Below are 25,859 nucleotides of genomic sequence, written 5' to 3' on the forward strand. Positions count from 1 at the left end.
ACGTTCCGGTTGCGCCCTGACCCGCAATATGAGGCCGGACGCCAGACGTCGAAGCTACAAGGGAGGAGACAATGTTGAAGCCGTTATCCATTCGGGGCTATCTCAGCCTCATGGTCGCTTTTTTTGCTGTCGCACTAGGAATCGGCGCCGCCACCGGCCTGCTGTCCATGCAGGCGAACAATACCTCGCTCAGGCAGATGTACACGGTCGATACGCCGGCAGTGGCGGATCTGGAAGGCAGCGCCGGTCAACTGCTGCGCCTGCGGCTGGCGCTGGCCACCTACGCCTCGCTCACGGAGCTCGGCGATCAGGAAGGCGCCGCTGCCGTGCTCAAACGGTTCGACCAGTACCTGAAGGCGTCCACGGAACGCCAGGACCACTACCTGGCTGGTGTCGACAAGGGCGATGCCGGCCAGCAGGGCCTGATCGGCGAAATGCAGGCCAAACGTGACAAATTCCTCAAGGAGGGGATCGATCCGGCCCTCGCGGCACTGAAGGGCGGCGACAAGCAAACGTTCCTCGACGTGCAGGCCCACAAGCTGCCGCCGCTCTATGGCGCCTATGAAAAGGCCATGCTCGCCCTGGAAAAGCTCCAGCTCGACCGAGGCGAGCAGCGGTATCAGGAGGCACAGGCACGCTTCAGGCAGGTCAGCATCGCCGTGGCGGTCGGCCTGGCGGGCGCGTTGCTGCTGAGCTGGCTGGGCCGCGCGGCGCTGATGCGCGCGATTGTCGACCCCGTTGACGCCGCCATCGCCCAGTTCCAGCGCATCGCCAAGGGCGACCTGACGGGGGAAGTCACGGTCCGCAGCGACAACGAAATGGGCAAGCTGAGCGCCGCGCTGCAGACCATGCAGGCCTCCCTGATCCAGACCGTCGGCACCGTGCGCCACGGCACCGAGTCCATCAACACGGGCGTTCAGGAAATTTCCGCCGGCAACACCGACCTGTCGCAGCGCACGGAGGAACAGGCCGCCTCGCTCGAGGAAACCGCGGCCAGCATGGAGCAGCTCACGTCGACCGTCAAACAGACCGCCGAGAGCGCCAGGCAGGCCAGCAACCTGGCCCAGGGCGCCTCGGGCCTTGCCGCGCAGGGTGGCGAGCTCACGCACGAAGTGGTCGGCACGATGCAGAACATCGTCGATGATTCGCGCAAGATCGGCGACATCGTCAGCGTGATCGAAAGCATCGCGTTCCAGACCAACATCCTCGCCCTCAATGCGGCGGTGGAGGCGGCCCGCGCCGGCGAACAGGGTCGCGGCTTCGCGGTGGTGGCAAGCGAGGTGCGCGCGCTGGCGCAGCGCAGCGCCGGAGCGGCCAAGGAGATCAAGGGCCTGATCGATGCTTCCACGGCCCGCGTGGAGACCGGCGCCGGGCTGGTTGAACGCTCCGGCGCGACGATGGGGGAAATCGTCAGTGCCATCGCGCGCGTCAGCGAGATCATGAACGAGATCGCCGCGGCGGCCGCCGAGCAGAGCAGCGGCATCGACCAGGTCAACGTGGCCGTGGCGCAGATGGACGAAGTCACGCAACAGAACGCGGCATTGGTGGAGCAGGCAGCGGCGGCGGCAGGATCATTGGAGGAGCAGGCGCAGAGATTGTCCGACGCCGTGGCGGTGTTCCGGATTGGCGGGGACACGACACACCACACGCGCAGGACGCTTCAGCCGTCGACGGGACTACGCGCCCTCCCTGCCTGAGATCATCCGGGAGAGTCTTCGCCTCACAATGAGGCGAAGACGTCACGTCAGCGGCTTGCGTTGACCGCGCCATCCCGCGTAGAATCGCGCTTCTTGCGGGCGTCGTATAATGGCCATTACCTTAGCTTCCCAAGCTAAAGACGTGGGTTCGATTCCCATCGCCCGCTCCACCTCTGATTGAACGAGCCGCCTCTGGCACCCGGTCGAAACACCGATCGGCGATCCGCCCGGCGGCTTTTTGTTGCCATGCTCCCCCAAGACGCCAGTACCGAACCGACGCCGGCCGAGGACGCCGAGACCGCGTCCGGACAGTCCGACTCCGCCTCCGACGCCACGCACCAGCCGGGCGACGATGTCGCGCACCCGCGCCGTATCCGCTCGTTCGTGCGCCGCGCCGGACGGACCTCGACCGGCCAGCAGCGCGCCATCGATGAACTCGGCCCGCGCTTCCTGGTGCCCTACAGCCCCGCCCCGCTCGACTGGGCGGCGACGTTCGGGCGTACCGGGCCGGCCATCCTCGAGATCGGCTTTGGCATGGGCGAGACGACCGCCCATATCGCCCAGTTGCGCCCGCAGGACAACTTCCTGGGCTGCGAGGTCCATGAGCCGGGCGTGGGCGCCCTGCTCAAGCTGACGGGCGAACGCGGCATCGAGAATGTGCGCATCCTCCAGCACGACGCGGTCGAAGTGGTCGCCCACATGCTGACCGAGGACTCGCTGGACGGCGTGCATATCTTCTTCCCCGATCCCTGGCACAAGAAGCGCCACAACAAGCGCAGGCTGGTGCAGCCTCCCCTGGTCAAGCTGCTGGCCAGCCGGCTCAAGCCGGGCGGCTATCTCCATTGCGCGACGGACTGGGAGGAATACGCCCACCAGATGGTCGAGGTGCTGGCAGGGGAGCCGATGCTGGAGAACACGTCCAGCGCTGCGGACGGCTTTGCCGAACGCCCCGACTATCGCCCCATCACCAAGTTCGAGAAGCGCGGCATCCGCCTGGGGCACGGCGTGTGGGACGTGGTGTTCCGCAAGCGTTGATCCGCACTTCCTCGCCCAAACAAAAAGGCGTGGCACCCATCGGGGCCACGCCTTTTTGTTTGGCATTTGCCGGCGTCTCGGATTGCCATCGAGCCACCATCAAGCCGCCATCGAGCCAAATTCAGGCCCCATCACGCGTGCCAGGAAACCAGGCCCGTCCACGCCGTTACCAGCACGACGATGCCGAAGACGATGCGATACCAGGCGAACGGCTTGAAGTCGTGCGTGGCCACGAATCGCAGCAGCCAGCGCACGCACAGGAACGCCGACAGGAACGCGAACACGAAACCCACGCCGAAAACGCCCAGGTCGTCAGCCGACAGCAGCGCGCGGGCCTTGTACAGCTCGTACACCGTGGCGCCGAAAATCACCGGGATCGCCAGGAAGAACGAGAACTCGGTGGCCACCTGACGCGACAGGCCAAACAGCATGCCGCCGATGATCGTCGCCCCGGAGCGCGAGGTGCCCGGCACCAGCGCAAAGCACTGGGCAAGGCCGACCTTGAGCGCATCGCGCCAGTTCAGGTCGTCCACGGACTCGATGCGCGGCGCGCCAGCCTTGGCGGCTTCCAGCAAGGCATTGCCCTGCGGATGGGAAACCGTGCCGCGGCGCGCGTCGCGCCATTCCGCCAGCAAAATCACCACGCCGCCAACGATGAACGCCATCGCCACCGTGATCGGATTGAACAGATGGGCCTTGATCCATTTGCCGAAAACCAGTGCCAGCACGATGGCGGGCACCGTGGCCACGATCACGTTGATGGCAAAGCGCTGGGCCTTGGGATCGGAGGCCAGGCCGCCCACGACGCTGCCGATGCGACGGCGGAATTCCCAGCACACCGCCAGGATCGCGCCAAACTGGATGACGATCTCGAAAATCTTGCCTTTCTCGTCGTTGAAATCCAGCAACTGCCCGGCAAGGATCAGGTGACCGGTACTGGAAATGGGCAGGAACTCAGTCAGTCCTTCGACGATGCCGAGGATGACGGCTTTCAGGGCGAGTGCAATGTCCATGCGGATTCAGGAAGGATGGAGGGCGCGGTCAGGCCCGCACGGCTCGTGCGGGCGCGTCGGCATTATTGTTGATCTGGATTTACGGCCGATTAATCTTGACGTTGATACCGTCCGGCAAGACTGTGATTGTACCGGGCTCAACGTTAGTGCCGGCCACGCGCAATTGCTCCGGCTTGAATGTATAGAGCGGATAGCCCTGCAGCAACTGTTCCGACAAGATGCCGCCCAGCGCATTGAGCTGGCGCGCGAACTGCGCGGGCATGCCCTGCACGTCGAACTGCCTGACCTCGGGGTCCTGCAGCACCAGCGATCGCGTGGGCGCGTCGTAGCGCAGCGCGCTTTCCAGCGCGAAGCGACCGGTCAGGGGCTGGCGAAAGAACAGGCGATTGTCGATGGTGGCGTCGAACTGCACCGTCACACGGTTGCGCGGGGCATCCAGCGCGAGCTGCGGATTGGCCAGCTGGATATCGAACAACTCCATATAGCGCTTGTTAAACGGAAACTTGCGCTCCAGCGCCGACTGCAACTGACTTTGGGAAAACGTGTACTCATTGGTCAGGCCGCTGCAGGCAGCGATCCAGACAGTAGCCGCGGCGGCGGTGGCGATGCCGGCAGCCGTCAGCCAGCGCCGGCGTGTCATCGCGATCATCGTGAAACCTCCAGGAAACAGGTTGCGGGCCCGTCGGTCAGGCTGCAACGATGGCGGGCGCCGTCAGGATCTCCAGCCGGGTCAGCCAGTGCAGCGCCGCTTCGCGCGAATCCCCGCACATCTCGGCGGACGGACGCAGGCCGCCACAGAATGCGGGCCGCCCGGGCTGGCCGAATACGGCACAGCGCATATCGGGCAGCAATTGGACGCAGGGCTGGCCTGCAGGCTTGCCCTGCGGCATGCCCGGCAGCGGCGACGCGATCGACGGCGCGATGCAGCAGGCGCCGCAGCCGGCGCGACAGGACAGGTCAGACTGACAAGACATGATGAGGGTTCTGACGCAAACGCCGTCAATACAAAGGCGCCATTTTGCCTGAGCATGACCGCCAGACCTGCAACAAAGGGAAACTCAGGCCTCATGCATCACTTTCGAGCCATGCCGACACGCATCCGACGCATGGGAAAATGCCGACCGGCCCTTGCTTGACCACGTGTCGCGGCTCCTCTACATTACTGACCCACAAGTTATTTATTTGATGCGACAGCGTGCGGACGCACGCGCCGCCATCCCTGCCCCGTGACCCCTGCATCGCCCAAGAAAGATCCTGACGCCCGCCGCTGGAACCGGCGCAAGGCCGCGCGCCCGCAAGAACTGGTCGCGGCAGCGCTGGATCTGTTCGTCGAACGCGGCTTTGCCGCCACCCGGCTGGAAGACGTGGCCGCGGCCGCAGGGGTATCCAAAGGCACCGTCTACCTCTACTTCGCCAACAAGGAAGAACTGTTCAAGACCGTGGTTCGCGAGAACCTGGTGCCAGCGCTCGCCAAGGGCATGGACCTGGTGGACACGTTCGAAGGCTCGACCCCGGAACTGCTGCGCGAGTTGTTGCTCGGCTGGTGGGGGCTCATCGGCGCCACGCCGGTGGCAGGGCTGACCAAGCTGATCATGGCGGAATCGGGCAATTTCCCGGATATCGCACAGTTTTACCAGGACGAGGTCATGGGCCCGGGCGACGAACTGTTCGCACGCGTGCTGGCGCGTGGCGTGGCGCGCGGCGAGTTCCGCGCGACGCCCGCCAATCCCACCACGACATTGATGTGCGCACCGCTGGTGTTCCTGATGTTGTGGCAGCGCGCGTTCAGCCAGGTCGCCGTCCAGGAGATCGATCCGGGCGCATTCGTCGACCAGTTGCTGCAGATCCTGCTGTTTGGCCTGACGACCGGCCCGGCGCGCGACACGCCGCTGCCCCCGCAAGCGGGCCCATATGTCTGGGAACGCATTCGCGACGAAATGATGGCCGAGCGTGCCGCCGCGCAGGGGCGCGCCGAGGACGGCTGAGGAACGGTGCCCCGGCGCAACACTCCCCCCGGGGAAGCCTTCGCCAATAATCTGTAAACATCCCAGGGGGGTCCGCAGGGGTAAAATAGCGGGCTTTTACGCAACTTCCCGGCGCGCGCACCAGCCGGCCGGGAAACAGAGTCAACCAGAATCAACAGCACTGGCAGCGATCGCCGGCGACGGCCGGCAACGCAAGCGCAGCAAGCATTGGAAGGATACGCAAGATGGATCTCGAAAAAGCCCGGTTCAACATGATCGAACAGCAAATCCGCCCATGGGACGTGCTGGACCAGGAAATCCTGGACCTGCTGGCCGTGGTCAAGCGGGAGCAGTTCGTGCCGCAGGCCTACGCCGCGCTGGCTTTCGTCGACATGGAGATCCCCCTGCCGGCCGGCCAGAACATGCTGCCTCCGCGCGTGGAAGCCCGCATCCTGCAGGACCTGAACGTGCGCAAGCATGAAAACGTCCTGGAAATCGGCGCCGGCTCCGGCTACATGGCCGCCCTGCTCGCCAACCGCGCCCGCCACGTGCTGACCGTGGATATCGAGCCCGAACTGGTGACGCTGGCACGCAAGAACCTGGCTGACGCCGGCGTGGCCAACGTGGACGTGGCCGAAGGCAACGCCGCCGAAGGCTGGGCCGCCGCGGCTCCGTACGATGTGATCTGCGTCTCGGGCTCGGTGCCGGAGATCCCGCAGGCGATGCTGTCGCAGATCAAGGTCGGCGGCCGCATCGCCGTGATCGTCGGCACCGCACCGGTGATGGAAGCCCGCCTGGTCACCCGCGTATCGGAAAACGAATACCAGTCCGTGAACCTGTTCGAGACGCTGGCCACGCCCCTGCAAGGCGCCGCACAGCCCTCGCGTTTCAAGTTCTGATCCGGGAGCCCGCCATGCAGGTCATCAACGCAACGCAACTGGCGCAGTGGCTGGCGGATGCCGGCCGCGCCAAGCCGGTACTGCTGGACGTGCGCGAGGACTTGGAAGTCCGAACCGCCGCCATGCCCGGCATTACGCATATCCCGATGGGCCAGATCCCGGCCCGGATGAACGAACTGGAAGAAGACGCCGAGATCGTCTGCATCTGCCACCACGGTGCGCGCAGCATGCAGGTGGCCAACTTCCTGGAGCGGCAGGGCTATGCCAACGTCTACAACCTGACCGGCGGCATCCATGCCTGGTCGACCGACGTGGACCCCTCCGTTCCGCAGTACTGAGCGACAAAGGCCCGGCCGATCCTTCGCCCGGGCCATCGCCCATCCCGCAGTACCCCACGCCGTATCAAGCCGTATTCAAGCATCGCCCCGCTGTACCGCCGTATCTCGTCTTGCCGTACCACCCGTACCACCACCTGAACGTTGGCCGCGCGCGCCGCGGCAAGCTGGAGATGTCATGAGTTTTGCGCTTCTCGCCGTGCCCGGCGCGGCCAGGAAACCCCTGGCGGTCGCCGTGTCCCTGCTGGCCTTGCTGCATGTGCCGGCTGCGTTGGCAGCGGACCTGCTCCAGGTCTATCGCGATGCGCAATCCAATGACGCCCAGTTCGCCAGCGCGAGGTCCCAGCTGCTGGCCACGCGAGAGCGCCTGCCGCAGGCGCGCGCGGGATTGCTGCCGCTGGTGGGCGGCACGGCCGGGGTGCAACGGACCATGGCCGATTACAGTTCGCCGGTCGACATCACGCGCTACTTCAATGCCAACACCTGGGCACTGCAGCTGACGCAGCCGCTGTTCCGCTGGGATCGCTGGGAAACCTACAAGCAAGGCGAACTGGCCTCGCTGGCGGGCGAAATCACGTTCCAGCAGGCGCAGCTTGACCTGATCACGCGCGCGTCGCAGGCGTACTTCGACGTGCTGGCCGCGCAGGACAATCTCTATCTGGCCGGCGCCCAGAAGAAGGCCATCGGCGAGCAGCTCGAACAGGCCAAGCGCAATTTCGAAGTCGGCACGGCCACGATTACCGATGCGAACGATGCGCAGGCGCGTTATGACCTGGCGACGTCCACCGAGATCGCCGCCCAGAGCGCGCTCGAAGTCACCCGCGCCACGCTGCAGCAAATCACCGGCAAACCCGTCGACGAACTCATGGGCCTGCGCCCCGAAGCCGCGATCCCCGGCCCCATGCCGGCCGACGTGAACGCATGGGCCGCGCAGGCCGAGCAGACCAATCCGCAGGTGGGCATCGCCGGCTACAACCTCGAAACCGCGCAGCGTGAAACGAACAAGGCCAAGGCCGGCCACCTGCCGTCTGTCGACTTCGTCGCGTCCTATGGCTACACCAATGCCCAGGGCACGGCCACACAGCTCAGCAATATCGGCAGCCGCTACAACTCGGGCGTGGTGGGTGTGCAGCTGAGCATCCCGATCTATGCGGGTGGCCAGATCCAGTCACGTGTGCGCGAGACGCTGGCACTGGCCGACAAGGCCGCGAGCGACCTCGAGTTCGCGCGCCGTACCGCCGCGCAATCGGCGCGACAGACTTACTCGGGCGTGTTCAATGGCCTGGCCCAGGTCAAGGCGCTGGAAGCGGCCGAGCGCTCGGCGCAAAGCGCGGTGGAATCGAACCAGCTCGGCTATGAAGTGGGCGTGCGGATCAATATCGACGTGCTGAACGCCGAAGCGCAGCTGTTCTCGACGCGCCGTGATCTGGCGAAGGCACGCTACGACACGATCATGAACGGCATGCGTTTGAAGGCTTCGACCGGCGTGCTGTCCGAAGATGACGTCGTGCAGATCAACACGCTGCTGACATCCGTGCCGGGGTCGATGTACAAGCTGCCGGCAAAGACGCGAATGGGCGCGGCCCCCGCGCCAGCGCCGGCACGTGCGGAACGCGGCCGACGCGAAAGCATGGTTCCGGCCGCGGCACCGCGGTCTTGATTGCCTCAGTCCTGAGGCTTCTGCCTAGATGCCGCTGACGCTGGCGCGGGTTACGCCGACAGGCGGCACGCTTTCCGCAGCGGCACGGGTGTCGAGACGACGCGTTGCGCGCGCCTCGAGTCCGGCCAGCCCCAGCAGCAAGCCGATGAGTCCCGCATAGAACACGACATTGGCCTGATGCGCCATCGTGACCTGCGTCAGGCCACAGATCAGCGAAGACAATACAGCGCCCATCCCCGCAACGGCCAGGCTCATGCCCTGATCATTGCCGCCGGCACGGCATGCGCGCAATGCACGGCCAAACAGCCACACCGGCACCAGGAAGAGTCCCAGTGTGGTCAGGAGTCCGGGAATGCCTGTCGTGGAAGCCGCTTCGACAATATCGTTGTGAGCATGCTCAAGCACGCACGCCGCCGATGTCGTTTGCTGGCAAAACGGTGCGTTGTGAAGAATATGCGCAAACTGCCCCACGCCCGAGCCGGTCCACGGATGCTCGATGAAGTACTGCATGCCGAGATGCCAGATCTTGAGGCGCACGCCGACCGACGTCTCGATATCGCCTTGCTCGTACTGCTGGATCTCCGTCACAGCCTGGTCGACACGCTTGGAGACCGGGCTACCAGGAATCAAATAAGCGCCAACCGCCAGCACGGCGACGGCTGCCACCGACACGAGGAACATGCGCAAGGTAAAGCGCCGATAGCGGATCATCAGCATCGGCACGACGGTCACCAGCAAAGCAACGACCGCCCCACGGGTGCCGTTCAGCATCAGGATCATGACGCCGCACAAGACGTTGAACCATGCCTCGGCATGCGCCATCCGCGTCTCGCCCGGCCGGGCAAAGCCGACCAGCGCCAGCGCCGCGACCATATTGGCAAAGGCGATGGCTTGCGTCCATGCCGATGGCCGCTCGTAGCCCAATGCAAACTTCTGGTAGGCAACAATCAGCAGCGCAAAAAAGAGCCCCACGGTGATGCCGCGCCAGAGGCGGCCGGGGCTCGGTGCCGAACGTACGATCACCCAGCACGTCAGGATCGCAAGCAGCGCCCGAGATGGATTATCGATCACATTCCAGGGCACATCGAAGTACAGCTTCGACGCGATATGGACCGCCATGAAGGCCAGGACCGAGATGGCCAGTGGCATCAGCACTTCGGCATGCTCACGCCACGCGCGCCCCGCGCCCCGCCAACCCACCAGTGCCAGGACGCCGACGCCCGCGAGAAAGACCCCCGCGCCTCGCGGCACGCACAGGATCAATATGGGAAAGGCAAGGACGAGGATGTCGGCCATCCTGGAAAGCCGGGCGTTGCTTATGGTCATAAAAGGGCTTAAAGAAGCGACGAATACGCCATGTATATGTGGGGGGGCGCTGGAGATCAGGCCGGATTGTAAACGATCGGCTATGCGGCCCCTCCACTTCGCCCCCTATTTCGCCCGGGCGCGCGATTCCACATTCACCAACTCCCAGCGGATCGACGAAGCATCCGCTGGCGGGTTCTGAACCTGGTATTCGCGCACGCGCAGCTTGTAGCTGACACCCGGCTCGAAATCGAGCCCCTCGATCGGCCCGTACCAGAGTTGCCATGGCGCGTCGGGCGACTCGCGCCAGCGATAGCATTGCATCCTGCCCACGCCCGAGCACTCCACGCGCTGGGAGTCGACGTAGACAATCTTCTCCTTGCCGGCGGCCGCATCCAGCTTCGCGCCGCGCTGGCCCAGCCCTTCGCGCTCGACAAACTGCAACAGATCGCCATCGACGGTCTTCCAGACGATCTGCCGACCGGTGGATCCTGCCGAAGGCTGCGTGCCGACGGTCGTGAACGGGGATTGCATCGCCTTGAGCAACGCCGCCTCCAGGGCCATCCGCGGCCCCGGACATGCCATACGCGTGCCCGCGATGCGGTCAAAGCGGATGCCGGTGGTGGTCTTGCCATAGCCACCCGTGAACCGGTTGCAGCCGCTGGTGCCGCTCACCGTGCCCTGCTGCGAGTCGATCCCGTCATTGAAATCGAAAATGATCGGCTGGCCGTTATCGCCATGCGGAATGTCACGCAAGGTGCCATCGGCCTGCTGCCAGCGCACCAGTTCCCAGCGGCTCGGGCCACCCGATCGGGTCTCGTTCAGGCTGGCGTTCGCGGAAGGCTGATCCGGCACCGGGCCAGTCGCGCAGGCGGACACGAAGGCTGTGGCGGCAACCGCCAGCATTGCTGCCAGGCCGCGCAGTCGGGAAGATGCGAGGGAAGGATGCTGCATGAATCGGCTCCTTTTTCTGGCGGAGCGGCGCAATCGACACGTACGCGTTACATGTGATCCGCCCTGCCCCGCCTTGCAGTGTAGAACCCTGCGTTGCGCGTGTATGTCAGCGCAACACTGGTTCTAACGCGGCGAGCGTTCGCGCGGTGGCGCCTCGGTGCAGCCCGGCAAAGGTCAGCGCGTGGGCCCGCATATCGGCGAGGCGCGCCGGGTCCGCCAGCACCGCGGCGGCCGTTGCCATCAGCGCATCGGCATCGGCCACGCGCTCGCAGGCACCCGCCGCGATGGCGTCCTCGGTGGCCTGGGCAAAGTTGAACGTGTGCAGCCCCATCAACACTGGCGTGCCCACTGCACATGATTCGATCAGGTTTTGGCCGCCCAGCGGAATCAGGCTGCCGCCGATATAGGCGATGTCCGACGCAGCGTAGTACATCGCCATTTCGCCCATCGAATCGCCCAGCACGATGTCGGCGGTGATCGGCGCCTCGATTGCCTCCACATCCAGCTGGCTGCGGCGCTGCACGCTGAAACCGGCCTTCGTGGCCAGCGCGGCCACTTCATCAAAGCGTTGCGGATGGCGCGGCACCAGCAACAGCGCGGGACGATCCGGACCCTGCCAGCGCGCGAAAGCATCCAGGATCAGCGGCTCCTCCCCCTCACGCGTACTGGCCGCCGCCAGCACGTGCCGGTCACCGAATGCCTTGCGCAGCATGCGGCCGCGCGCCACGCCAGCCTCCGGCGGCTGCATGTCGAACTTCAGGTTGCCGGTGACTTGCACCGCCCGCACGCCCAGCGCGCGATAGCGCTCGGCATCGCCCGCCGTCTGGGCCAGGACGGCCGTGAAATCGTTGTAGAGCGCAGCCGCCGCGCCACCAAACCGCGCCGTCCGGCGATAGCTGCGTGGAGACAGCCGCGCGTTGACCAGGAACAGCGGCACGCCGACGCGGCGCGTCACGTGCACCAGGTTCGGCCACACTTCCGTCTCCATGATCAGGCCGGCATCCGGCCTGAAGTACGCCAGGAAACGCCTCACCAGCCATGGCAGGTCATACGGCAGATAGCACTGCTGGATGCGTGCATTCGCGCCATAAAGCTGCTGGCCCGTCTGGCGGCCGGTCGGCGTCATGTGCGTCAGCAGGATGCGGTGCGCCGGGTAGGCCGCCAGCAACGCATCGATCAACGGCTGCGCGGCGCGGGTCTCGCCCACCGACACGGCATGGACCCAGATCCACGGGCCCGTGGCCGACAGCGCGCCATAGGCGCCCAGCCGCTCGCCCACGTGCCGGACGTAGCCCGGCTCCTTCCTTGCGCGCCAGACCAGGCGCAGCAATGCCAGTGGCAGGATGACCAGCCACAACAGGGTATAGACGACACGCAGCATCAGCCGACCACTCCGCGCACCCGCACGGCGGCGGAATAGACGTCATCGACCGAGGGCACCACGCCGTCATCGCCCACATTGGCGATCCGGTCGGACCAGTAGCCTTCCGTCTTCCAGCGCCAGGTAGCGGTATAGATTTCCACGGTCGGCCGGCACAGCGCCGCGGCGATGTGGACCAGCCCCGTATCGACGCCCACCACCACCTCGGCGCGATTGATCAGGCCAAACCCCTGCATCACCGAGAATCGCGGCAGCACCTGCGCCCCGGGAATGCCGGCGGCGATGCCCTCCGCGTCGCGTCGTTCCGATTCATTGCCCCAGGGCAACAGCACGGTCAGACCTTCGGCCTGCAGCCGCAGGCCCAGCGCATGCCAGCTGGCCACCGGCCAGCGCTTCTTCGCTCCCGCCGTGGCGTGGAAGCACACGGCATAGCGCGGCGGCAGGTCGGCCCAGAGCGGATCGTTGACATGGAGCGTCCGGGCCGTCGGACCGAAGAAGCGCGGCGGCTCGGGTGGCGTGGCGCCTGTGAGCGCGGCGCCCAGCAGGCGCGAGCGCCGGACCGAATGGGTCTGGCGCGGCACCTTGACCGGCGACGTGTAGAACAACCGCGCGGCAGGCTCGTAGCCCGACCCCTGCGTGGCGTTCCCCAGGCCGATCACCGGCGCGCCGGCCGCGCGCGCCGCGGTACGCGCGACGATGGCCGTCTTGAGCAGGCCCTGCGTCTCCAGCACGGCGTCATACGGACGTTCGCGGATGGCGTCGCGCAGCGCGCCGATCTCGGCCCACGTATCGCCCTGCCAAAACCGCTTGCGCCAGCGCCGCAGCGCGAACGGGATCACGCGATGAACATCGGGCAGCAGGCGCACGAGGTCGACGTAACCCTCCTCCACCACCCAGTCGATCTCGGCATCCGGCCAGCACGCGCGCAGGTCGTGCACGAGCGGCATGTTGTGCACGACATCGCCCAGCGACGAGACCTTGACGATCAGGATGCGCGGCCTCGCCGGCAATGCATACGGCGACACCGCCGCCAGCGGCGACGGTGTCGTCATGACCGGATCCCCCATTGCATCAGAACGGGAGCTTTGCATCCGGCTTCTCTGCCAGGATCACGCGCTTGAATTCGGCCTGGATACGGGCCAGCGCGGCATCGTTGTCCGCCTCGAAGCGCATCACCACCACGGGCGTGGTGTTCGACGGACGCGCCAGGCCGAAGCCATCGGGATATTCCACGCGTACGCCGTCGATCGTGATGACTTCCTTCGCGCCTTCGAACTTCGCGTTGGCGCGAATCTTGTCCAGCAGCGTGAAGGCCTCGCCCTCGGCGCACTTGAGCTGCAGCTCCGGCGTGCAGTTGGAGTCCGGCAGCGCGTTCAGCACCGCGCTCGGATCGGCGTGGCGTGACAGGATTTCCAGCAGGCGGGCGCCCGTGTACAGGCCGTCGTCGAAACCGTACCAGCGGTCCTTGAAGAACACGTGGCCGCTCATCTCCCCGGCGATCGGCGCGCCGGTTTCCTTGAGCTTGGCCTTGACCAGCGAATGGCCGGTCTTCCACATCAGCGGGTTGCCACCATGCTGGCGGATCCACGGTGCCAGCTTGCCCGTGCATTTGACGTCGTAGATGACCTGCGCGCCCGGGTTGCGCGACAGGATTTCCTCCGCGAACAACATCAGTTGCCGGTCGGGGAAGATGACCTGGCCATCCTTGGTCACCACACCCAGGCGATCGCCGTCACCATCGAAAGCCAGGCCCAGTTCGCAGTCGGTCTCGCGCAGGCATTTCATCAGGTCCTGCAGGTTTTCCACATGGGCCGGGTCGGGATGGTGGTTCGGGAAATGCCCGTCCACGTCGCAGAACAATTCAACGACCTCGCAGCCCAGGGCGCGGAACAGGTCGCCCACGAACGCCCCGGCCACGCCGTTGCCGGCATCCAGCGCGATTTTCATCGGGCGGGCGAGCTTCACGTCGCCGACGATGCGGTCGAGGTATTGCTGGCGTACGTCCACGAGCTTGTAGGTGCCGGCACCCTGCGTGAACTTGCGGGCCTCGATGCGCTGGCGCAGCGCCTGGATCTGGTCGCCGTAGATGGCCTTGCCGCCCAGCACCATCTTGAAACCGTTGTAGTCGGGCGGGTTATGGCTGCCCGTGACCATGATGCCGGACGTGGCGCGGCGGCCGTCGAGCTCGATATTGGTGCCGAAGTAGACCATCGGCGTGGCCACCATGCCGAGGTCGATCACGTCGACCCCCGCGGCACGCAGGCCTTCCACGAGGCCGCCCAGCAGGTCCGGCCCTGACAGTCGGCCATCGCGGCCAACCACGACGGTTTTCTCGCCAAGCTCGACGGCGGCTGAGCCGAAGGACAGCCCGATGAAGCGCGCGACTTCAGGCGTCAGCGTCTTGCCAACGATGCCGCGGATGTCATAGGCCTTGAAGATCGTGGGGTCAATTTGCATAGATGGTCCCGTGCTTGTTGCGCTGCGTCAGCAGCCGTGAAGGAGAGCGGCCACACTGCCAAAGTTGCGCCAAAGGCGATATTTTGCCGGATTACGGCGACCGCGCCAGTTTATAATCACCGAGCCATGCCGGATCGCCGCCTGGTGCGCCGGGGCACACTCGGTGAACACACATGCGACGGGCCCTCGCGGACGGCACCGCAAAGTCCTTGTCAGCCGCAGCCCCCAAAAGCCCGGATACGGCCTGAGCCTGGCCTCCAGTGCTCCCGAACAGACTTTCCTCCGCCCTCGTGCACACCTCTTCGCCCCTGCCCCGGCCCCGAATCGCCTACCTGATCACGAATTCCGAGATCGGGGGCGCACAGGCGCACGTCGCGGATCTCCTGCGAGCGCTGCGGGGGCAGGTCGATGCCACGGTTCTGGCCGGTGGCGACGGCCCATTGTTCGCTGCAGCCAGGGCAGCTGGCGCCAACACCGTACGGTTATCTCTGCTCGACAATACGATGTCACCGCTTCGGGCCGTCTCCACATTGCGGCAGATCGTGGCCGCGTTGCGCCAGGCGGCGCCGGACGTCATCCACGTCCACAGCGCCAAAGCCGGTGCGCTGGGCCGTCTGGCAGGCTGGTGGCTGGGAATCCCGGTTGTCTATACCGTGCATGGCTTCGCCTTCAAGCCGGCCGCTCCCGCCGTACGCCGAATAGCGTCGCGTCTGGCCGAATGGTGCCTGGCACCGCTGACCTCGCATCTGATCTGCGTCGCGGACGCGGAGCGCGCCATGGCCGCCAGCCTGCCGATCGCATCGACGCGGGTCAGCGTGATCCACAACGGCATTGCCGACACACCCGAGCGTGCCGCACCCGGGGAACCGCTGCGCCGCATCGTCATGGTTGCCCGCTTTGCCGCGCCGAAACGGCCGGAAGTGCTGATCCGCGCGTTCGCCCGCGCCGGCATTGACGACTGCGAACTGGTCATCGCCGGAGACGGGCCCCTGCGCGACGACATGCGTGCATTGGCCCATCAGCTGGCGCCCGGCCGCATTCACCTGCCGGGCAATATCGACGATATTCCCGGCCTGCTGGCATCCGCGCAGCTCTTCGTACTGGTCTCCGATCACGAGGGCCTGCCGCTGTCGATCCTGGAAGCCATGCGCGCCGGCCTGCCGGTCGTCGCCACGGATCTGCCGGGCATCCGCGAACAATTCGGCGCGGAATCGGCTGGCGTGCTGTTGAGCGGCAACGATGACGTCTCGCTGGCCCGTATCCTCGGTGCGCTGGCAACCGGCCCTGAACGGCGCATCGTGCTCGGCCAGGCTGCCCGCGGCCGCTGGGCGCGCGCCTTCGAACTCGGGCCGATGGCCGATGCGACCTGGCGGGTCTACCAGCAAGCCATTGGCCAGACCGCCAGCGCGGCCCCGGTCCGGACAGGAGACGCCTGAGATGTCGGCCAACAAGGAAGCGGCGCCCATGCACGGCCATCGGGCCGGCGCCGGTAGCGCCCGCGGATCCGAAACCGTCCGACGCGTGAGCCGGATGCTGGCCTGGGCGCTGCTCGGCCTCGTCCTGTTCGGCCTGAACACCGCACTGGCGGAGTATCTCCACCATACCGGCATCGTGACGTACGTCTTTACACGCACGCTGCTGTGGTCGATCGTGCCCTACCTGTGCACCTTCGTGCTGCTGCACCGGTCCCTGCACCTGCCATCCATCGAGGGCAACAGCCTGGTTGGCGTGGCCGCCACGCTGCCATTTGGCCTGCTGCTCCTGGTGTTTGCCTCATTCCATATCGAGTATTCGCGCGGTGCGCTGCTGCTCGGCTATGTGACCACCCTCGCCTGGAGCGGCTTTGGCTATCGCCGCTTCGTGCAGAACTACGTACCGGTGTTCGGCTACACCGACCCGCGCGCGCTCGATCAACTGCGCGACATCCTGGCCATGCCGGGCGCCACGCCGCCCAGCCCCATGCGGTTCGAGCAAATCCGCTCGATCGAGGAAGCCGTGCATTACAACGGGCTGATGCTCGATCGCACGGCCACGGCCGACCCCGAGCGCACGCGGGCGCTTGCCCGACTCAAGCTCAGCCATGTGCGGATGTACTCCGTGGAACGTGTTGGCGAAATGCTGACCGGCCGCGTGGGCCTGGCCCATATCGACGAGAACTTCCTGGATGACTACGCGCGGCACTACCTCTACGGCTTCGCCAAGCGCGTGCTGGACTTGTCCGCGGTGCTCTGCCTGGCGCCGGTCGCCTTGCCGGCATCGCTGCTGACCGCGCTGGCGATCCGACTGGAATCGCCGGGACCGGTGCTGTTCCGCCAGACGCGCGTGGGACTGTTCGGCAACCCCTTCACGATGCTGAAGTTTCGCAGCATGGGCGTCCAGCGCGATGCCCCCGCGCAGTTCGCTTCGCGGCTGGACCCTCGCATCACCCGCGTGGGCCGCGTGATTCGCAAATACCGGCTCGATGAACTGCCGCAACTGTGGAATGTGCTGGTCGGCGACATGAGCCTGATCGGCCCCCGCCCGGAGCAGGTGCCGATGGTCGACGAGTTCGCGGAAACCATCCCTTACTACCCATATCGCCATCTCGTGCGCCCGGGGCTGTCCGGCTGGGCGCAGGTACAGCAGGGCTATGTGGGCTCCCATGCGGAAACCGTCACCAAGCTCAGCTATGACCTCTACTACGTCAAGCATTGCTCGTTCGCGCTCGACCTGCTGATTTGCGTCAAGACCGTGCGGACGTTGCTGACGGGGTATGGGGCGCGATGATGGTCCGCACCACGCCCAATGGCGCGCCGATGCGGATTCTGCTGGTTACGACCGGCCTGAAGGTCGGCGGCGCCGAGCATCAGGTCGTTGCCCTGGCACGCGCGTATCTGGCGATGGGCCACGCCGTCGCGATCCTCAGCCTGTCGCCCGGTCGCGAGCTCGACCTGCCGGCTGACGCCCATGTCGTCGAACTCGACATGCGCAAGACGCCTGCGGGCATCGTCCGGGCGCTCTGGCGCGCGCGCGCGCTGGTCAGGTCGTGGCAACCCGATGTCATCCATGCGCACATGGTGCATGCCAACCTGTTTGCGCGTGTTCTGACCCGCATCGTGCGCTGCCCGCCATTGATTTGCACCGCGCACAGCTATCGCGAGGGCGGCCGCATGCGCATGCTGGCCTATCGATTGACGGACCGGTGGACGTCACTGACGACCCACGTCAGCAACGACGGTCGCGCCGGCATGATCTCGGCAGGGGCGGTGCCGGGCGATCGCATCATGGTCATGCCAAACGGCATCGATATCGACCGGTTTCGCCCGGATACGACCTTGCGCGACGCCACGCGTGCGCGTCTGGGCATCGGCAGCGATACACGGCTGGTGCTGAACGTCGGACGGCTGGTTCCAGAGAAGGCACAGGACCTGCTGCTTCGCGCATTCGGCCATCTTGACACCACGCCACCCGCGCACCTGTTCATCGCAGGTGGCGGGCCACTCCACGGGGCGCTGGCCGAACAGATTGCCGCGATGGGCCTGTCACCGCGCGTCACCTTGCTGGGCCCGCGCGACGACGTACCCGCCCTGCTCAATGCGGCGGACATATTCGTGCTGTCATCGAATATCGAGGGATTGCCAATGGTTCTGGTAGAGGCACTCGCCTGCGGCTGCCCCGTGGTCGCCACCGATGCGCCAGGCGTTGAGGAAGTCCTTCTCGACCAGGGCACCATCGTGCCGCGCGGCGATGCCCAGGCATTCGCGCATGCACTGGGAGCGGCGCTCCGGCAAGGCCGGGGTACGACAGTCGACGTAGCCGCCCGACGGGATCGTGCCCTTTCCGCTTTCTCGCTCGACGCGATCGCCGCGCGCTGGCTGCATCTGTACGCGAGCGTGGCCAGGACGGCCTCGCTGCCGCAGGTGGGAGTTGCCTGATGCGCCGGCGCGTGACGGGCAATCTTCTGTGGATGCTGGCCGAGCGCGGCTTCCAGGTCGGCATCGGCATCGGTGTCGTGGCCATGCTGGCGCGGGCGCTGGGGCCGGCCGGCTTTGCGCACTTCCAGTACGCGCAATCGATTGTCCTGATCGCCGCGTCCCTGGCACTCGTCTGTAGCGGCGAGGTGGTGGTACCCCGGCTCGTTGCGGAACCGGCACCAGCTGCGCAGTATCGGCTGCTCGCCCATGCCTTCGTGCTGCGCCTGGCCGGTGGCATGGCCGGCTACCTGCTGATGTGTGCCTACCTGGGCGTGACGTCGCCGGCGGCGGAAGTGTGGCACGCGGCGCTGTGGCTTGGCCTGGCGATCCTGCTGCGCGAACCGTTCGGCGTGGTGGTTGCCTGGATGCAGGCCCACACCAACAATCGGCCGGGCACCTTGTTCAGCCTCGTCGCACTGATCATCAAGGCGCTTATCGTCGCTGCGTTGTTTGCCACCGGCGTTCGCGAGGTGAGCGGCTACGCCGCCGCGTTCACAATCGAACCCTTCCTGGTGGCGGCACTTCTGGTCAGCTACTACCTGTCACGTTCGCCGGTGCGCGACTTTGGCTGGCAGCCCACGCTGGCGCGCGCGCTGATGAACAGCGGCGCGCTGTTCTGGGTCAGCTTCATCCTCATGATGGGCGCGCGCCGCGTCGACCAGCTCGTGCTGCAGCCCGTCGTGCCGGCCGTGGACTTCGGCGCCTACGCTGCCTGCATGCAGGTCCTCGACAACTTCACAATGGTGGCCGGCATTCTGGCCGCCGGCATTGCGCCGACCTATGTCTACGCACGCAAGTCGTTCGACGAGGCACACGCCAACATCGGCCGCATCGCGATCGGGCTGGGTGCGCTCGGTCTTGCCGGTGGGCTGGCCATTTCCGCTTGCGCGCCGTGGATCGTGCGCCTGCTCTACGGCTCCGCGTTCGACGCAACCGTGACACTGCTGCGCGCCGCCGCGGTGGCCTCCGCACTCGTCTTCGCCGACGTCGGGCTGACACTGCTCGCGGTGTACCTGCGCAGGCCGCGCTGGCTTGCCATCAAATGGGCGCTGGTTCTGGGCGCCACGCTTGCCTTCGACCTGGTCATCATTCCGCGTTACGGCAACCTGGGCGCCGTCGCCGGCTACGCGCTGGGCAATGGCGTGGCCGTGCTCGTCGGCCTGACCCTGTGGTGGCGCCATCGCCCAGTGCGAGAGGTGGCGTCGGCATGAACAAGCTGCCCACCGTCTGCTTTCTGACCGGTACGCTGAATGCGTTCGCGGGCGCGGAACGCATGACTGCGGTCATCGCCAATGCGCTGGCGGAACGCGGGTATCGCGTGCTTGTGCTGAGCCTGTGGGATCGGGCCAGCGTCTTTCCGCTGCATGCGGATGTCGAGCACCACGCGCTATTCGACGAACGGCCGTCGTTCAAGCGCAAGTACGTTTCCACGGTGCGGGGCATTCGACGATTTGTCCGCGAGCACGGCGTCGAGGTACTGATTGAAGTCGATACCATGCTCACGCTGTTCACGCTGCCCGCGACGCTGGGATTGAAGATGCGACGCATCGCGTGGGAGCATTGTCATTTCGACGAGGATCTGGGAAGGCGGGCGCGGCGGGTGGCGCGGTGGCTGGCGGGGCGATTCAACAGCGCGGCCGTGGTCCTCACCGAGCGGGACAGACAGCGCTGGCTTCAGCAATTGCATCCCCGATGCGAGGTTCATGCCATTGCCAATCCCCTGCCGTTTCCCTTCCCTGCCGATGCCGCGTCGGGCCACACACAACGCGTCTTGTCCGTCGGCCGGTTGACACACGCCAAGGGATTCGACGTCCTGCTCCAGGCATGGTCCGAAGTGGCCGCGTCGTGCCCTGGATGGTCGCTTCAGATTGTCGGTGACGGTGAGGAGCGTGAGCCCCTGGAGTCGATGATTCGCGAACTCGGTCTGGGGGAATCCGTCAGCATGCCAGGGACGTCGCGCAATGTGGAACAGTTCTATCGCGATGCATCCATCTTCTGTCTGAGCTCCCGATACGAAGGTTTCGGTCTCGTACTGGTCGAGGCGATGTCTTTCGGCCTTGGGGTGGTATCAACCGATTGCGAAGCAGGACCACGCGAGATCCTGCGCCACGGCGAGAATGCCTGGATCGCGCCCGCCGACGACGCCAGCGCGCTGGCGCGCGCGCTCACACAATTGATGCGGGATGAAATCCTGCGCGAAAAACTTGCCGAACAGGCAAGAGCCGACGCACGTGCATTCTCGCTGAAGGCAATCGAAACCCGTTGGGATGAATTGCTGACAACGGTCCCAACCACGCGCGACGTGGCACAGAAACGGTGGATTAGCCCGCCAGATCGCGGGCAAACCCAATAAACAAACAAGCTACAATAGCAATTCCCTGATTTGGCTCCACCATACGTAACCAAATGCAAGCAAGCCCCCGCACAGAGTTCAATATGATTACCGCGTTGTCCATATTTGCTGCCCGATCGGCAAAGATGGTACTGGCGACCACAATCGTGGGCGGCTTGATTGGCTTTGCACTGTTCCACCTTCATGAACCGCGGTGGACCGCCAGGATGCTTGTGAAGCTGGGACAGATCACCACTTTTGCTGAATCCGGCGTGGCGGTCCGGCCAATCGAATCGCAGATGACCGCGGTAGACCAGATTAACCAGCCCGCCTATCGCTTCAACGTACTGAAGAACCTTGGCTTGCCCGCGCCGGATGGTGGGAACGCCGATGCCACACTGATTTTCGATTCGCTGCGCGCCGCACCCGGACGTGGTACGGATCTGCTCGCCGTCCAGGTCAACGCGCACTCTCCCGAGCTCGCCGCAAAGGCGTTGACAGCGTCGTTCGCGCTGATTGAGCGTGAACACCAGAAGATGTACAACGACGTCGTCGAGAGAATGAAAAAGGAGCTTGCCGATACCAACGCGAAGCTAACGGTTGCCGAGCAGGAATATGCGAAGGCCTATGATTCGCTGAAGGTATCTCAGGGGCGTGACGGCCCGGCAGTACGAGATCTGTTCACCACCAACATTGCGGCGACGGTATCCCGCCAGGTGATCGATCTGCAGCGTCGCAAGACCCAGCTTGAAGACAGCCTGGAGCCGATTCGGACCTACTCGACCCGCATCATGGATGCACCGTACGTACCCGCCACGCCGAGTTCTCCGGGCCGGACCGTGTACGTGGGACTGGGCGCGCTGGCAGGCCTGATCTTCGGTATTGCACTGTTTGTGCTGACGCGTATCCGCGGATAATCGCGACCGCAGACCGCACAACCTGAATGCCGCGGTGTTGACTCGTTCGACACCGCGGCATTTTTGCTTTCCGGATCAGATGTCCTTGCGGTTTTGCCCCAGGAATCGCCAGCCCACGAACTTCGCAATCATGCGCAGCTGATTGACGAAATAGGCGGGATTCTTCCAGGAATTGATCGCCATGGCCTTGACGAACGCCAGACCCAGGATCGAGAAGAAGTGAATATCGTGCAGACGCGAGGCAATCGTCTTCGGCGGAAGATGCTTCATGACCTTCTCGTCGATATCGCATTCAATCACGATGTGCACGCGCGTCTGGTCACTGCGATTTTCCACGCTATGCAGGTACGAGGTATCCAGCGACCAGAGCTGACCCGGCAGCATTTTGACGCGCTTGTGGGATACCTCAAAGATCACGTTGTCGTTGGTGATCACGGGAACGTGGAAACGGATCCGCGCATTCGAAGACGCGCCGGTCAGATCGCGATGAGGGTGCAGCATCGCGCCGGGTGACAAGTAGTAGAACACACACAGCCCATCGCGCTTCGCCCCGAGGAAGTCATAGATTCTCTCGATAAACGGATGTTCTTCGGCGACCAGATCGACCTTGTGCCACTGCAGGTCCTTGTAACGCCCTTCTTCATGGACATTGCTCTTCCGGGCATCCAGCTTCAGGCACAACTGCGTGATCGGCTCCAGCTCCTCGGGCGAGAAGAAGTTGTCCTTGATGAGAAAAGATCCGTGATTCATTTTTTTGTGCTCCCGTCAAGCCCGGGTCTACCTTCCCGGGCAGCTAACAGCCAATACCAGGCACTACTGCCCTACGCTACCGTGGCATCGCCACACGCCAATTCCCGCCGGCCGTAGCCGTGCACATACTCCCCGAAAATGCTCCGGATCTGCGTGTCGTCATTCTGCTCGGCAGCATGACGCATCGAAGCCAGCACGGTGACGAATTTCTCCCACTGCACATAGTCTTCCCGCGCCTTCATGATCCGTTCGTGCGCCGTCGGCTCTGGATTGTCACCGATCAGCAGCTCTTCATAAAGCTTCTCGCCAGGACGCAAACCAGTCACCTGGATCTCGATATCACCTGTCGGATTTGACTCATCGCGCACCGTCAGGCCCGAAAGCTGGACCATCCGCCGGGCCAGATCCATGATCCGCACGGGCTGCCCCATGTCGAGCACGAATACTTCGCCGCCATGCGCCATGGCGCCCGCCTGCAGCACCAGCTGCGCCGCCTCGGGAATGGTCATGAAGTAGCGGGTGACTTCTTCATGCGTGACCGTCAGCGGGCCGCCTTCGTGCAACTGGCGCCTGAACAGCGGCACCACGCTGCCGCTGCTGCCCAGCACATTGCCGAACCGGACCATCGCAAAGACGGTGCGGTTGGGTGTCACGATGCTCGGGCGCCTGTCGAGCTCCTCGAAGTCGATCGTGCGCGACCCCGCCAGCGCCTGCAGCGCCAGCTCCGCCATGCGCTTGGTCGCACCCATTACATTGGTCGGACGCACAGCCTTGTCGGTCGAAATGAGCACGAAGTACTCGACATCGCTCTCCAAGGCGGCGCGCGCCATGTTGAGCGTTCCGAAGACATTGTTCAGCACGCCTTCGGACGGATTGCACTCCACCAGCGGCACGTGCTTGTAAGCCGCGGCGTGGTACACCGTGGCAGGCCGGTACTTCTGGCAGATCTCGCGCAGGCGGCCCAGCTTCGACACACTCGCCAGCAACGGTACGATCTCGACAGCCAGCTTGTTTTCCTGGCACAGCCCTTCCAGCTCGCGATGAATCGTGTAAAGCCCGAATTCATTGTGCTCGACCAGGAGGATGCGGCGCGGTTTCTCGAATACGATCTGCCGGCACAGCTCGCTGCCGATACTGCCGCCAGCGCCGGTCACGAGCACGCACTTGTCCGCCAGATTGCGAGCGAGCAGTGCCTGGTCGGGCGGTACGGGGGCACGGCCCAGCAGATCCTCCACATCGAGTTCCTGGAAGTCGCGAATGGTCACCCGACCCGATGCGAGGTCAGCCATGCCGGGGAGCGTGCGAACGTGCACCGGCAGTCCGCGCAGGCTGGCGATGATCTCGTTGCGCCGCATCCGGCCGAGCGAGGGCACTGCCAGCAAGATGTCGGTCACACCCATGCTTTCCACGGCTTCGCGCACGTCGGACGGGCTGATGATGTCGAGACCGTTGATGGTGCGGCCGATCTTGGCCGGATCGCCGTCGATGAATCCGAGCAGCGCGAACTGGCAGCCGTACGCAAGTGCCGAGGCCGTCTGCACGCCCGCATCGCCAGCACCGTAGATCAGCAGCCGTCCCTCCCATTGCCGGCTCCGGGCGGTGTTGCCCGCGAGCCAGATGCGCGCCAGGGCACGGCTGGCACCGACCAGAAGCAGGAACAGCATCGGCTGGATCAGCCCGACGCTGCGTGGCACGCCATCCCACTTGAACAGCACCAGCGCCCCGAAGAACAGCGCACCGTAGATGCCTACCGCCTTTGCGGTCGTGGCCAGCGCGGCCATACCGGTGTAGCGGAAGATCGCGCGGTACAGGCCCATGCGCACAAACAGCGGGAACGCCAGCAACGGCGCCAGCAGGTAGACGTACTTCTGCTGGAGAAACGGCAGGCCGCTCTGGTCGATGCGAAGGTAGAACGCCAGCCAGACCGATGCCACGGAGAGCACCAGGTCCAGGGCCACCACCACGCATCGCTTGGCAGGACGCGGCAACCCTAGCAGGAGCGCTATGAGTTTGTTCACCGGCTGGCCCGTCCCAGTACGTCTGCGATCACCGCGCAGCTCTTTTGGATCTCGGCATCGGTCAGCGTCGGATGCACAAGGAACATCAGGCTGGTCTCGCCGAGCTCGCGCGCCACGGCAAATCGTTCCTCCGGGCGCCAGCCAGTATCGTCAAATGCCTTTTCCAGGTACACCTCGGAGCATGATCCCTGATAGCAGGGAACCCCTTCAGCATTGATGGCTTCCGCGATACGGTCACGCGTCCATCCGGATGCCAGCAGACCGGGATTCAGGTAGACATAGCACTTGTAGTGCGCATGCACCGAACCATCCGGTACCTCGGGAACACGCACGGCCGAGAATGGACGGCACGCATTCCAGATGGCCTCCGCGTTCTTCGTGCGACGGGCAGTCCAGTCCGACATGCGACGCAACTGGATGCGGCCGATGACGGCCTGCATTTCGAGCATGCGCCAGTTGGTGCCGAAACTCTCGTGCAGCCAGCGGAAACCAGGCGGATGCTGACGCTCATAGACGGCCTCGTAGCTCTTGCCATGGTCCTTGTACGACCACATGGCGCGCCACAGGCTCTCGTCGTTGGTTGTCACCATGCCACCTTCGCCACCGGTGGTCATGATCTTGTCCTGGCAAAAGCTCCAGGCGCTGACATGGCCGATCGAGCCAACGCTGCGGCCGCGATAGCGCGCGCCATGGGCCTGCGCGCAATCCTCGATCACCTTGAAATCGTGCTGCGCAGCCAGCGCCATGATGGGGTCCATGTCGCACGGCCAGCCACCGAGATGCACGCAGATGACGGCACGCGTGCGTGGCGTAAGCACCTTGGCGATCGTCCGCGCGGAGAGGTTGCCGCTATCCGGCTCCACTTCGGCGAACACCGGCGTGGCGCCGGCATTGACCACACACGAGATGCTCGCGATGAACGTGCGCGGCGTCACGACGACCTCGTCGCCCGGTCCGATGTTCAGCGCCTTGAGCGCGACATCCAGGGCGAGCGTGCCGTTGGCCAGCGACAGCGCGTAGCGCGTGTCGGCCCACTCCGCAAATTCCTTCTCGAATTCGCGGCATTCGGTACCGGTCCAGTAGTTCACCTTGTTGGACAGCAGCACGCGCTGCACGGCGTCGGCCTCCTCCGTGGTGAAACTCGGCCAGGGGGAAAACGGTGTATTGAGCATGGTTGTCTCCCTCGGTC

General features: G+C 65.0%; 23 protein-coding genes and 1 tRNA gene. 13 read left to right on the forward strand and 11 right to left on the reverse strand.

The window, feature by feature from the left end:
- The first annotated feature begins 71 nt into the window (after window positions 1-71).
- The 3 genes from BLR29_RS04625 (at window position 72) to trmB (ending at window position 2,732) form a co-directional block, all read left to right on the forward strand.
- The gene (locus BLR29_RS04625) at window positions 72-1,697 is read left to right on the forward strand and encodes a methyl-accepting chemotaxis protein (RefSeq protein WP_092134914.1); all 1,626 of its coding nucleotides are present in this window, start codon (window positions 72-74) and stop codon (window positions 1,695-1,697) included.
- Between the two features lie 95 nt (window positions 1,698-1,792).
- Window positions 1,793-1,867: transfer RNA gene (locus BLR29_RS04630), tRNA-Gly, on the forward strand.
- Window positions 1,868-1,943: 76 nt separating this feature from the next.
- Window positions 1,944-2,732: a tRNA (guanosine(46)-N7)-methyltransferase TrmB gene (gene trmB / locus BLR29_RS04635; protein WP_092134915.1), complete on the forward strand. Its 789-nt coding sequence runs from the start codon at window positions 1,944-1,946 to the stop codon at window positions 2,730-2,732.
- Between the two features lie 131 nt (window positions 2,733-2,863).
- Here trmB and BLR29_RS04640 read toward each other — a convergent pair whose 3' ends face one another.
- From BLR29_RS04640 to BLR29_RS04650, 3 genes are all read right to left on the reverse strand, one after another.
- Complete coding sequence (locus BLR29_RS04640; RefSeq protein ID WP_092134917.1) at window positions 2,864-3,745, reverse strand: undecaprenyl-diphosphate phosphatase; 882 nt, start codon at window positions 3,743-3,745, stop codon at window positions 2,864-2,866.
- A gap of 79 nt (window positions 3,746-3,824) precedes the next feature.
- Window positions 3,825-4,394, reverse strand: coding sequence for a DUF1439 domain-containing protein (locus tag BLR29_RS04645; protein ID WP_092134918.1), 570 nt, complete (start codon window positions 4,392-4,394; stop codon window positions 3,825-3,827).
- A gap of 37 nt (window positions 4,395-4,431) precedes the next feature.
- Window positions 4,432-4,719 carry a zinc/iron-chelating domain-containing protein gene (locus BLR29_RS04650; protein ID WP_092134920.1) on the reverse strand — a complete coding sequence of 96 codons (288 nt, stop codon included), beginning with the start codon at window positions 4,717-4,719 and terminating at the stop codon, window positions 4,432-4,434.
- Between the two features lie 252 nt (window positions 4,720-4,971).
- Between BLR29_RS04650 and BLR29_RS04655 the strand changes: the two genes are divergently transcribed.
- The 4 genes from BLR29_RS04655 to BLR29_RS04670 all read left to right on the forward strand — a co-directional run bounded on the left by BLR29_RS04655 (window position 4,972) and on the right by BLR29_RS04670 (window position 8,603).
- Window positions 4,972-5,730, forward strand: coding sequence for a TetR/AcrR family transcriptional regulator (locus BLR29_RS04655; protein ID WP_092134921.1), 759 nt, complete (start codon window positions 4,972-4,974; stop codon window positions 5,728-5,730).
- A gap of 224 nt (window positions 5,731-5,954) precedes the next feature.
- A complete protein-coding gene (locus BLR29_RS04660; RefSeq protein ID WP_092134923.1) occupies window positions 5,955-6,608 on the forward strand; it encodes a protein-L-isoaspartate O-methyltransferase family protein in 654 nt (217 codons plus the stop codon).
- A 14-nt stretch (window positions 6,609-6,622) separates the two neighbouring features.
- A complete protein-coding gene (locus tag BLR29_RS04665; protein ID WP_092134924.1) occupies window positions 6,623-6,946 on the forward strand; it encodes a rhodanese-like domain-containing protein in 324 nt (107 codons plus the stop codon).
- 175 nt (window positions 6,947-7,121) lie between these two features.
- Window positions 7,122-8,603 carry a TolC family outer membrane protein gene (locus BLR29_RS04670; protein ID WP_092134926.1) on the forward strand — a complete coding sequence of 494 codons (1,482 nt, stop codon included), beginning with the start codon at window positions 7,122-7,124 and terminating at the stop codon, window positions 8,601-8,603.
- A gap of 24 nt (window positions 8,604-8,627) precedes the next feature.
- Here BLR29_RS04670 and BLR29_RS04675 read toward each other — a convergent pair whose 3' ends face one another.
- The 5 genes from BLR29_RS04675 to BLR29_RS04695 form a co-directional block, all read right to left on the reverse strand.
- Window positions 8,628-9,899 carry an O-antigen ligase family protein gene (locus BLR29_RS04675; RefSeq protein ID WP_255371088.1) on the reverse strand — a complete coding sequence of 424 codons (1,272 nt, stop codon included), beginning with the start codon at window positions 9,897-9,899 and terminating at the stop codon, window positions 8,628-8,630.
- 135 nt (window positions 9,900-10,034) lie between these two features.
- Complete coding sequence (locus tag BLR29_RS04680) at window positions 10,035-10,862, reverse strand: META and DUF4377 domain-containing protein (protein ID WP_092134929.1); 828 nt, start codon at window positions 10,860-10,862, stop codon at window positions 10,035-10,037.
- 106 nt (window positions 10,863-10,968) lie between these two features.
- On the reverse strand, window positions 10,969-12,243 hold the full coding sequence (gene waaA / locus BLR29_RS04685) for a lipid IV(A) 3-deoxy-D-manno-octulosonic acid transferase (RefSeq protein ID WP_092134931.1): 1,275 nt from the start codon (window positions 12,241-12,243) through the stop codon (window positions 10,969-10,971).
- Window positions 12,243-13,295, reverse strand: coding sequence for a lipopolysaccharide heptosyltransferase I (gene waaC / locus BLR29_RS04690; protein WP_092135474.1), 1,053 nt, complete (start codon window positions 13,293-13,295; stop codon window positions 12,243-12,245). The genes waaA and waaC overlap by 1 nt, the downstream gene beginning before the upstream one ends.
- A gap of 19 nt (window positions 13,296-13,314) precedes the next feature.
- Entirely contained in the window at window positions 13,315-14,700 is a 1,386-nt protein-coding gene (locus BLR29_RS04695; protein WP_092134932.1) for a phosphomannomutase/phosphoglucomutase, read from the reverse strand.
- 290 nt (window positions 14,701-14,990) lie between these two features.
- Between BLR29_RS04695 and BLR29_RS04700 the strand changes: the two genes are divergently transcribed.
- The 6 genes from BLR29_RS04700 (at window position 14,991) to BLR29_RS04725 (ending at window position 21,902) form a co-directional block, all read left to right on the forward strand.
- Window positions 14,991-16,136, forward strand: a complete 1,146-nt coding sequence (locus tag BLR29_RS04700; protein ID WP_092134934.1) for a glycosyltransferase family 4 protein — start codon at window positions 14,991-14,993, stop codon at window positions 16,134-16,136.
- Between the two features lies 1 nt (window position 16,137).
- Window positions 16,138-17,466, forward strand: a complete 1,329-nt coding sequence (locus tag BLR29_RS04705; RefSeq protein ID WP_092134935.1) for a sugar transferase — start codon at window positions 16,138-16,140, stop codon at window positions 17,464-17,466.
- Window positions 17,463-18,614: a glycosyltransferase gene (locus BLR29_RS04710; RefSeq protein ID WP_092134937.1), complete on the forward strand. Its 1,152-nt coding sequence runs from the start codon at window positions 17,463-17,465 to the stop codon at window positions 18,612-18,614. Before BLR29_RS04705 ends, BLR29_RS04710 begins: the two co-directional genes overlap by 4 nt.
- A complete protein-coding gene (locus tag BLR29_RS04715) occupies window positions 18,614-19,864 on the forward strand; it encodes a lipopolysaccharide biosynthesis protein (RefSeq protein ID WP_092134938.1) in 1,251 nt (416 codons plus the stop codon). Before BLR29_RS04710 ends, BLR29_RS04715 begins: the two co-directional genes overlap by 1 nt.
- Window positions 19,861-21,006, forward strand: coding sequence for a glycosyltransferase family 4 protein (locus tag BLR29_RS04720; protein WP_092134940.1), 1,146 nt, complete (start codon window positions 19,861-19,863; stop codon window positions 21,004-21,006). Before BLR29_RS04715 ends, BLR29_RS04720 begins: the two co-directional genes overlap by 4 nt.
- 83 nt (window positions 21,007-21,089) lie before the next feature.
- A complete protein-coding gene (locus BLR29_RS04725) occupies window positions 21,090-21,902 on the forward strand; it encodes a GumC domain-containing protein (protein WP_143018415.1) in 813 nt (270 codons plus the stop codon).
- A 75-nt stretch (window positions 21,903-21,977) separates the two neighbouring features.
- On the opposite strand, the gene BLR29_RS04730 is transcribed toward BLR29_RS04725, so the two are convergent.
- From BLR29_RS04730 to BLR29_RS04740, 3 genes are all read right to left on the reverse strand, one after another.
- Entirely contained in the window at window positions 21,978-22,652 is a 675-nt protein-coding gene (locus tag BLR29_RS04730; RefSeq protein WP_092134943.1) for an aspartyl/asparaginyl beta-hydroxylase domain-containing protein, read from the reverse strand.
- A 71-nt stretch (window positions 22,653-22,723) separates the two neighbouring features.
- Entirely contained in the window at window positions 22,724-24,469 is a 1,746-nt protein-coding gene (locus BLR29_RS04735) for a nucleoside-diphosphate sugar epimerase/dehydratase (RefSeq protein WP_255371115.1), read from the reverse strand.
- Window positions 24,470-24,666: 197 nt separating this feature from the next.
- The gene (locus BLR29_RS04740) at window positions 24,667-25,842 is read right to left on the reverse strand and encodes a DegT/DnrJ/EryC1/StrS family aminotransferase (RefSeq protein WP_092134946.1); all 1,176 of its coding nucleotides are present in this window, start codon (window positions 25,840-25,842) and stop codon (window positions 24,667-24,669) included.
- Window positions 25,843-25,859: the final 17 nt, after the last annotated feature.

Source organism: Cupriavidus sp. YR651 (assembly GCF_900101625.1).
Classification (GTDB): domain Bacteria; phylum Pseudomonadota; class Gammaproteobacteria; order Burkholderiales; family Burkholderiaceae; genus Cupriavidus.

Excerpts from the sequence above, each read along its gene's own strand:
- BLR29_RS04625 (WP_092134914.1), top strand. The coding sequence starts at position 72 with ATGTTGAAGCCGTTATCCATTCGGGGCTATCTCAGCCTCATGGTCGCT.
- trmB (WP_092134915.1), top strand. The coding sequence starts at position 1,944 with ATGCTCCCCCAAGACGCCAGTACCGAACCGACGCCGGCCGAGGACGCC.
- BLR29_RS04705 (WP_092134935.1), top strand. The coding sequence starts at position 16,138 with ATGTCGGCCAACAAGGAAGCGGCGCCCATGCACGGCCATCGGGCCGGC.
- BLR29_RS04640 (WP_092134917.1), bottom strand. The coding sequence starts at position 3,745 with ATGGACATTGCACTCGCCCTGAAAGCCGTCATCCTCGGCATCGTCGAA.
- BLR29_RS04720 (WP_092134940.1), top strand. The coding sequence starts at position 19,861 with ATGAACAAGCTGCCCACCGTCTGCTTTCTGACCGGTACGCTGAATGCG.
- waaC (WP_092135474.1), bottom strand. The coding sequence starts at position 13,295 with ATGACGACACCGTCGCCGCTGGCGGCGGTGTCGCCGTATGCATTGCCG.
- waaA (WP_092134931.1), bottom strand. The coding sequence starts at position 12,243 with ATGCTGCGTGTCGTCTATACCCTGTTGTGGCTGGTCATCCTGCCACTG.
- BLR29_RS04645 (WP_092134918.1), bottom strand. The coding sequence starts at position 4,394 with ATGATCGCGATGACACGCCGGCGCTGGCTGACGGCTGCCGGCATCGCC.
- BLR29_RS04730 (WP_092134943.1), bottom strand. The coding sequence starts at position 22,652 with ATGAATCACGGATCTTTTCTCATCAAGGACAACTTCTTCTCGCCCGAG.
- BLR29_RS04660 (WP_092134923.1), top strand. The coding sequence starts at position 5,955 with ATGGATCTCGAAAAAGCCCGGTTCAACATGATCGAACAGCAAATCCGC.
- BLR29_RS04740 (WP_092134946.1), bottom strand. The coding sequence starts at position 25,842 with ATGCTCAATACACCGTTTTCCCCCTGGCCGAGTTTCACCACGGAGGAG.
- BLR29_RS04675 (WP_255371088.1), bottom strand. The coding sequence starts at position 9,899 with ATGGCCGACATCCTCGTCCTTGCCTTTCCCATATTGATCCTGTGCGTG.
- BLR29_RS04735 (WP_255371115.1), bottom strand. The coding sequence starts at position 24,469 with ATGGGCCTGTACCGCGCGATCTTCCGCTACACCGGTATGGCCGCGCTG.
- BLR29_RS04715 (WP_092134938.1), top strand. The coding sequence starts at position 18,614 with ATGCGCCGGCGCGTGACGGGCAATCTTCTGTGGATGCTGGCCGAGCGC.
- BLR29_RS04710 (WP_092134937.1), top strand. The coding sequence starts at position 17,463 with ATGATGGTCCGCACCACGCCCAATGGCGCGCCGATGCGGATTCTGCTG.
- BLR29_RS04695 (WP_092134932.1), bottom strand. The coding sequence starts at position 14,700 with ATGCAAATTGACCCCACGATCTTCAAGGCCTATGACATCCGCGGCATC.
- BLR29_RS04650 (WP_092134920.1), bottom strand. The coding sequence starts at position 4,719 with ATGTCTTGTCAGTCTGACCTGTCCTGTCGCGCCGGCTGCGGCGCCTGC.
- BLR29_RS04670 (WP_092134926.1), top strand. The coding sequence starts at position 7,122 with ATGAGTTTTGCGCTTCTCGCCGTGCCCGGCGCGGCCAGGAAACCCCTG.
- BLR29_RS04680 (WP_092134929.1), bottom strand. The coding sequence starts at position 10,862 with ATGCAGCATCCTTCCCTCGCATCTTCCCGACTGCGCGGCCTGGCAGCA.
- BLR29_RS04725 (WP_143018415.1), top strand. The coding sequence starts at position 21,090 with ATGATTACCGCGTTGTCCATATTTGCTGCCCGATCGGCAAAGATGGTA.
- BLR29_RS04665 (WP_092134924.1), top strand. The coding sequence starts at position 6,623 with ATGCAGGTCATCAACGCAACGCAACTGGCGCAGTGGCTGGCGGATGCC.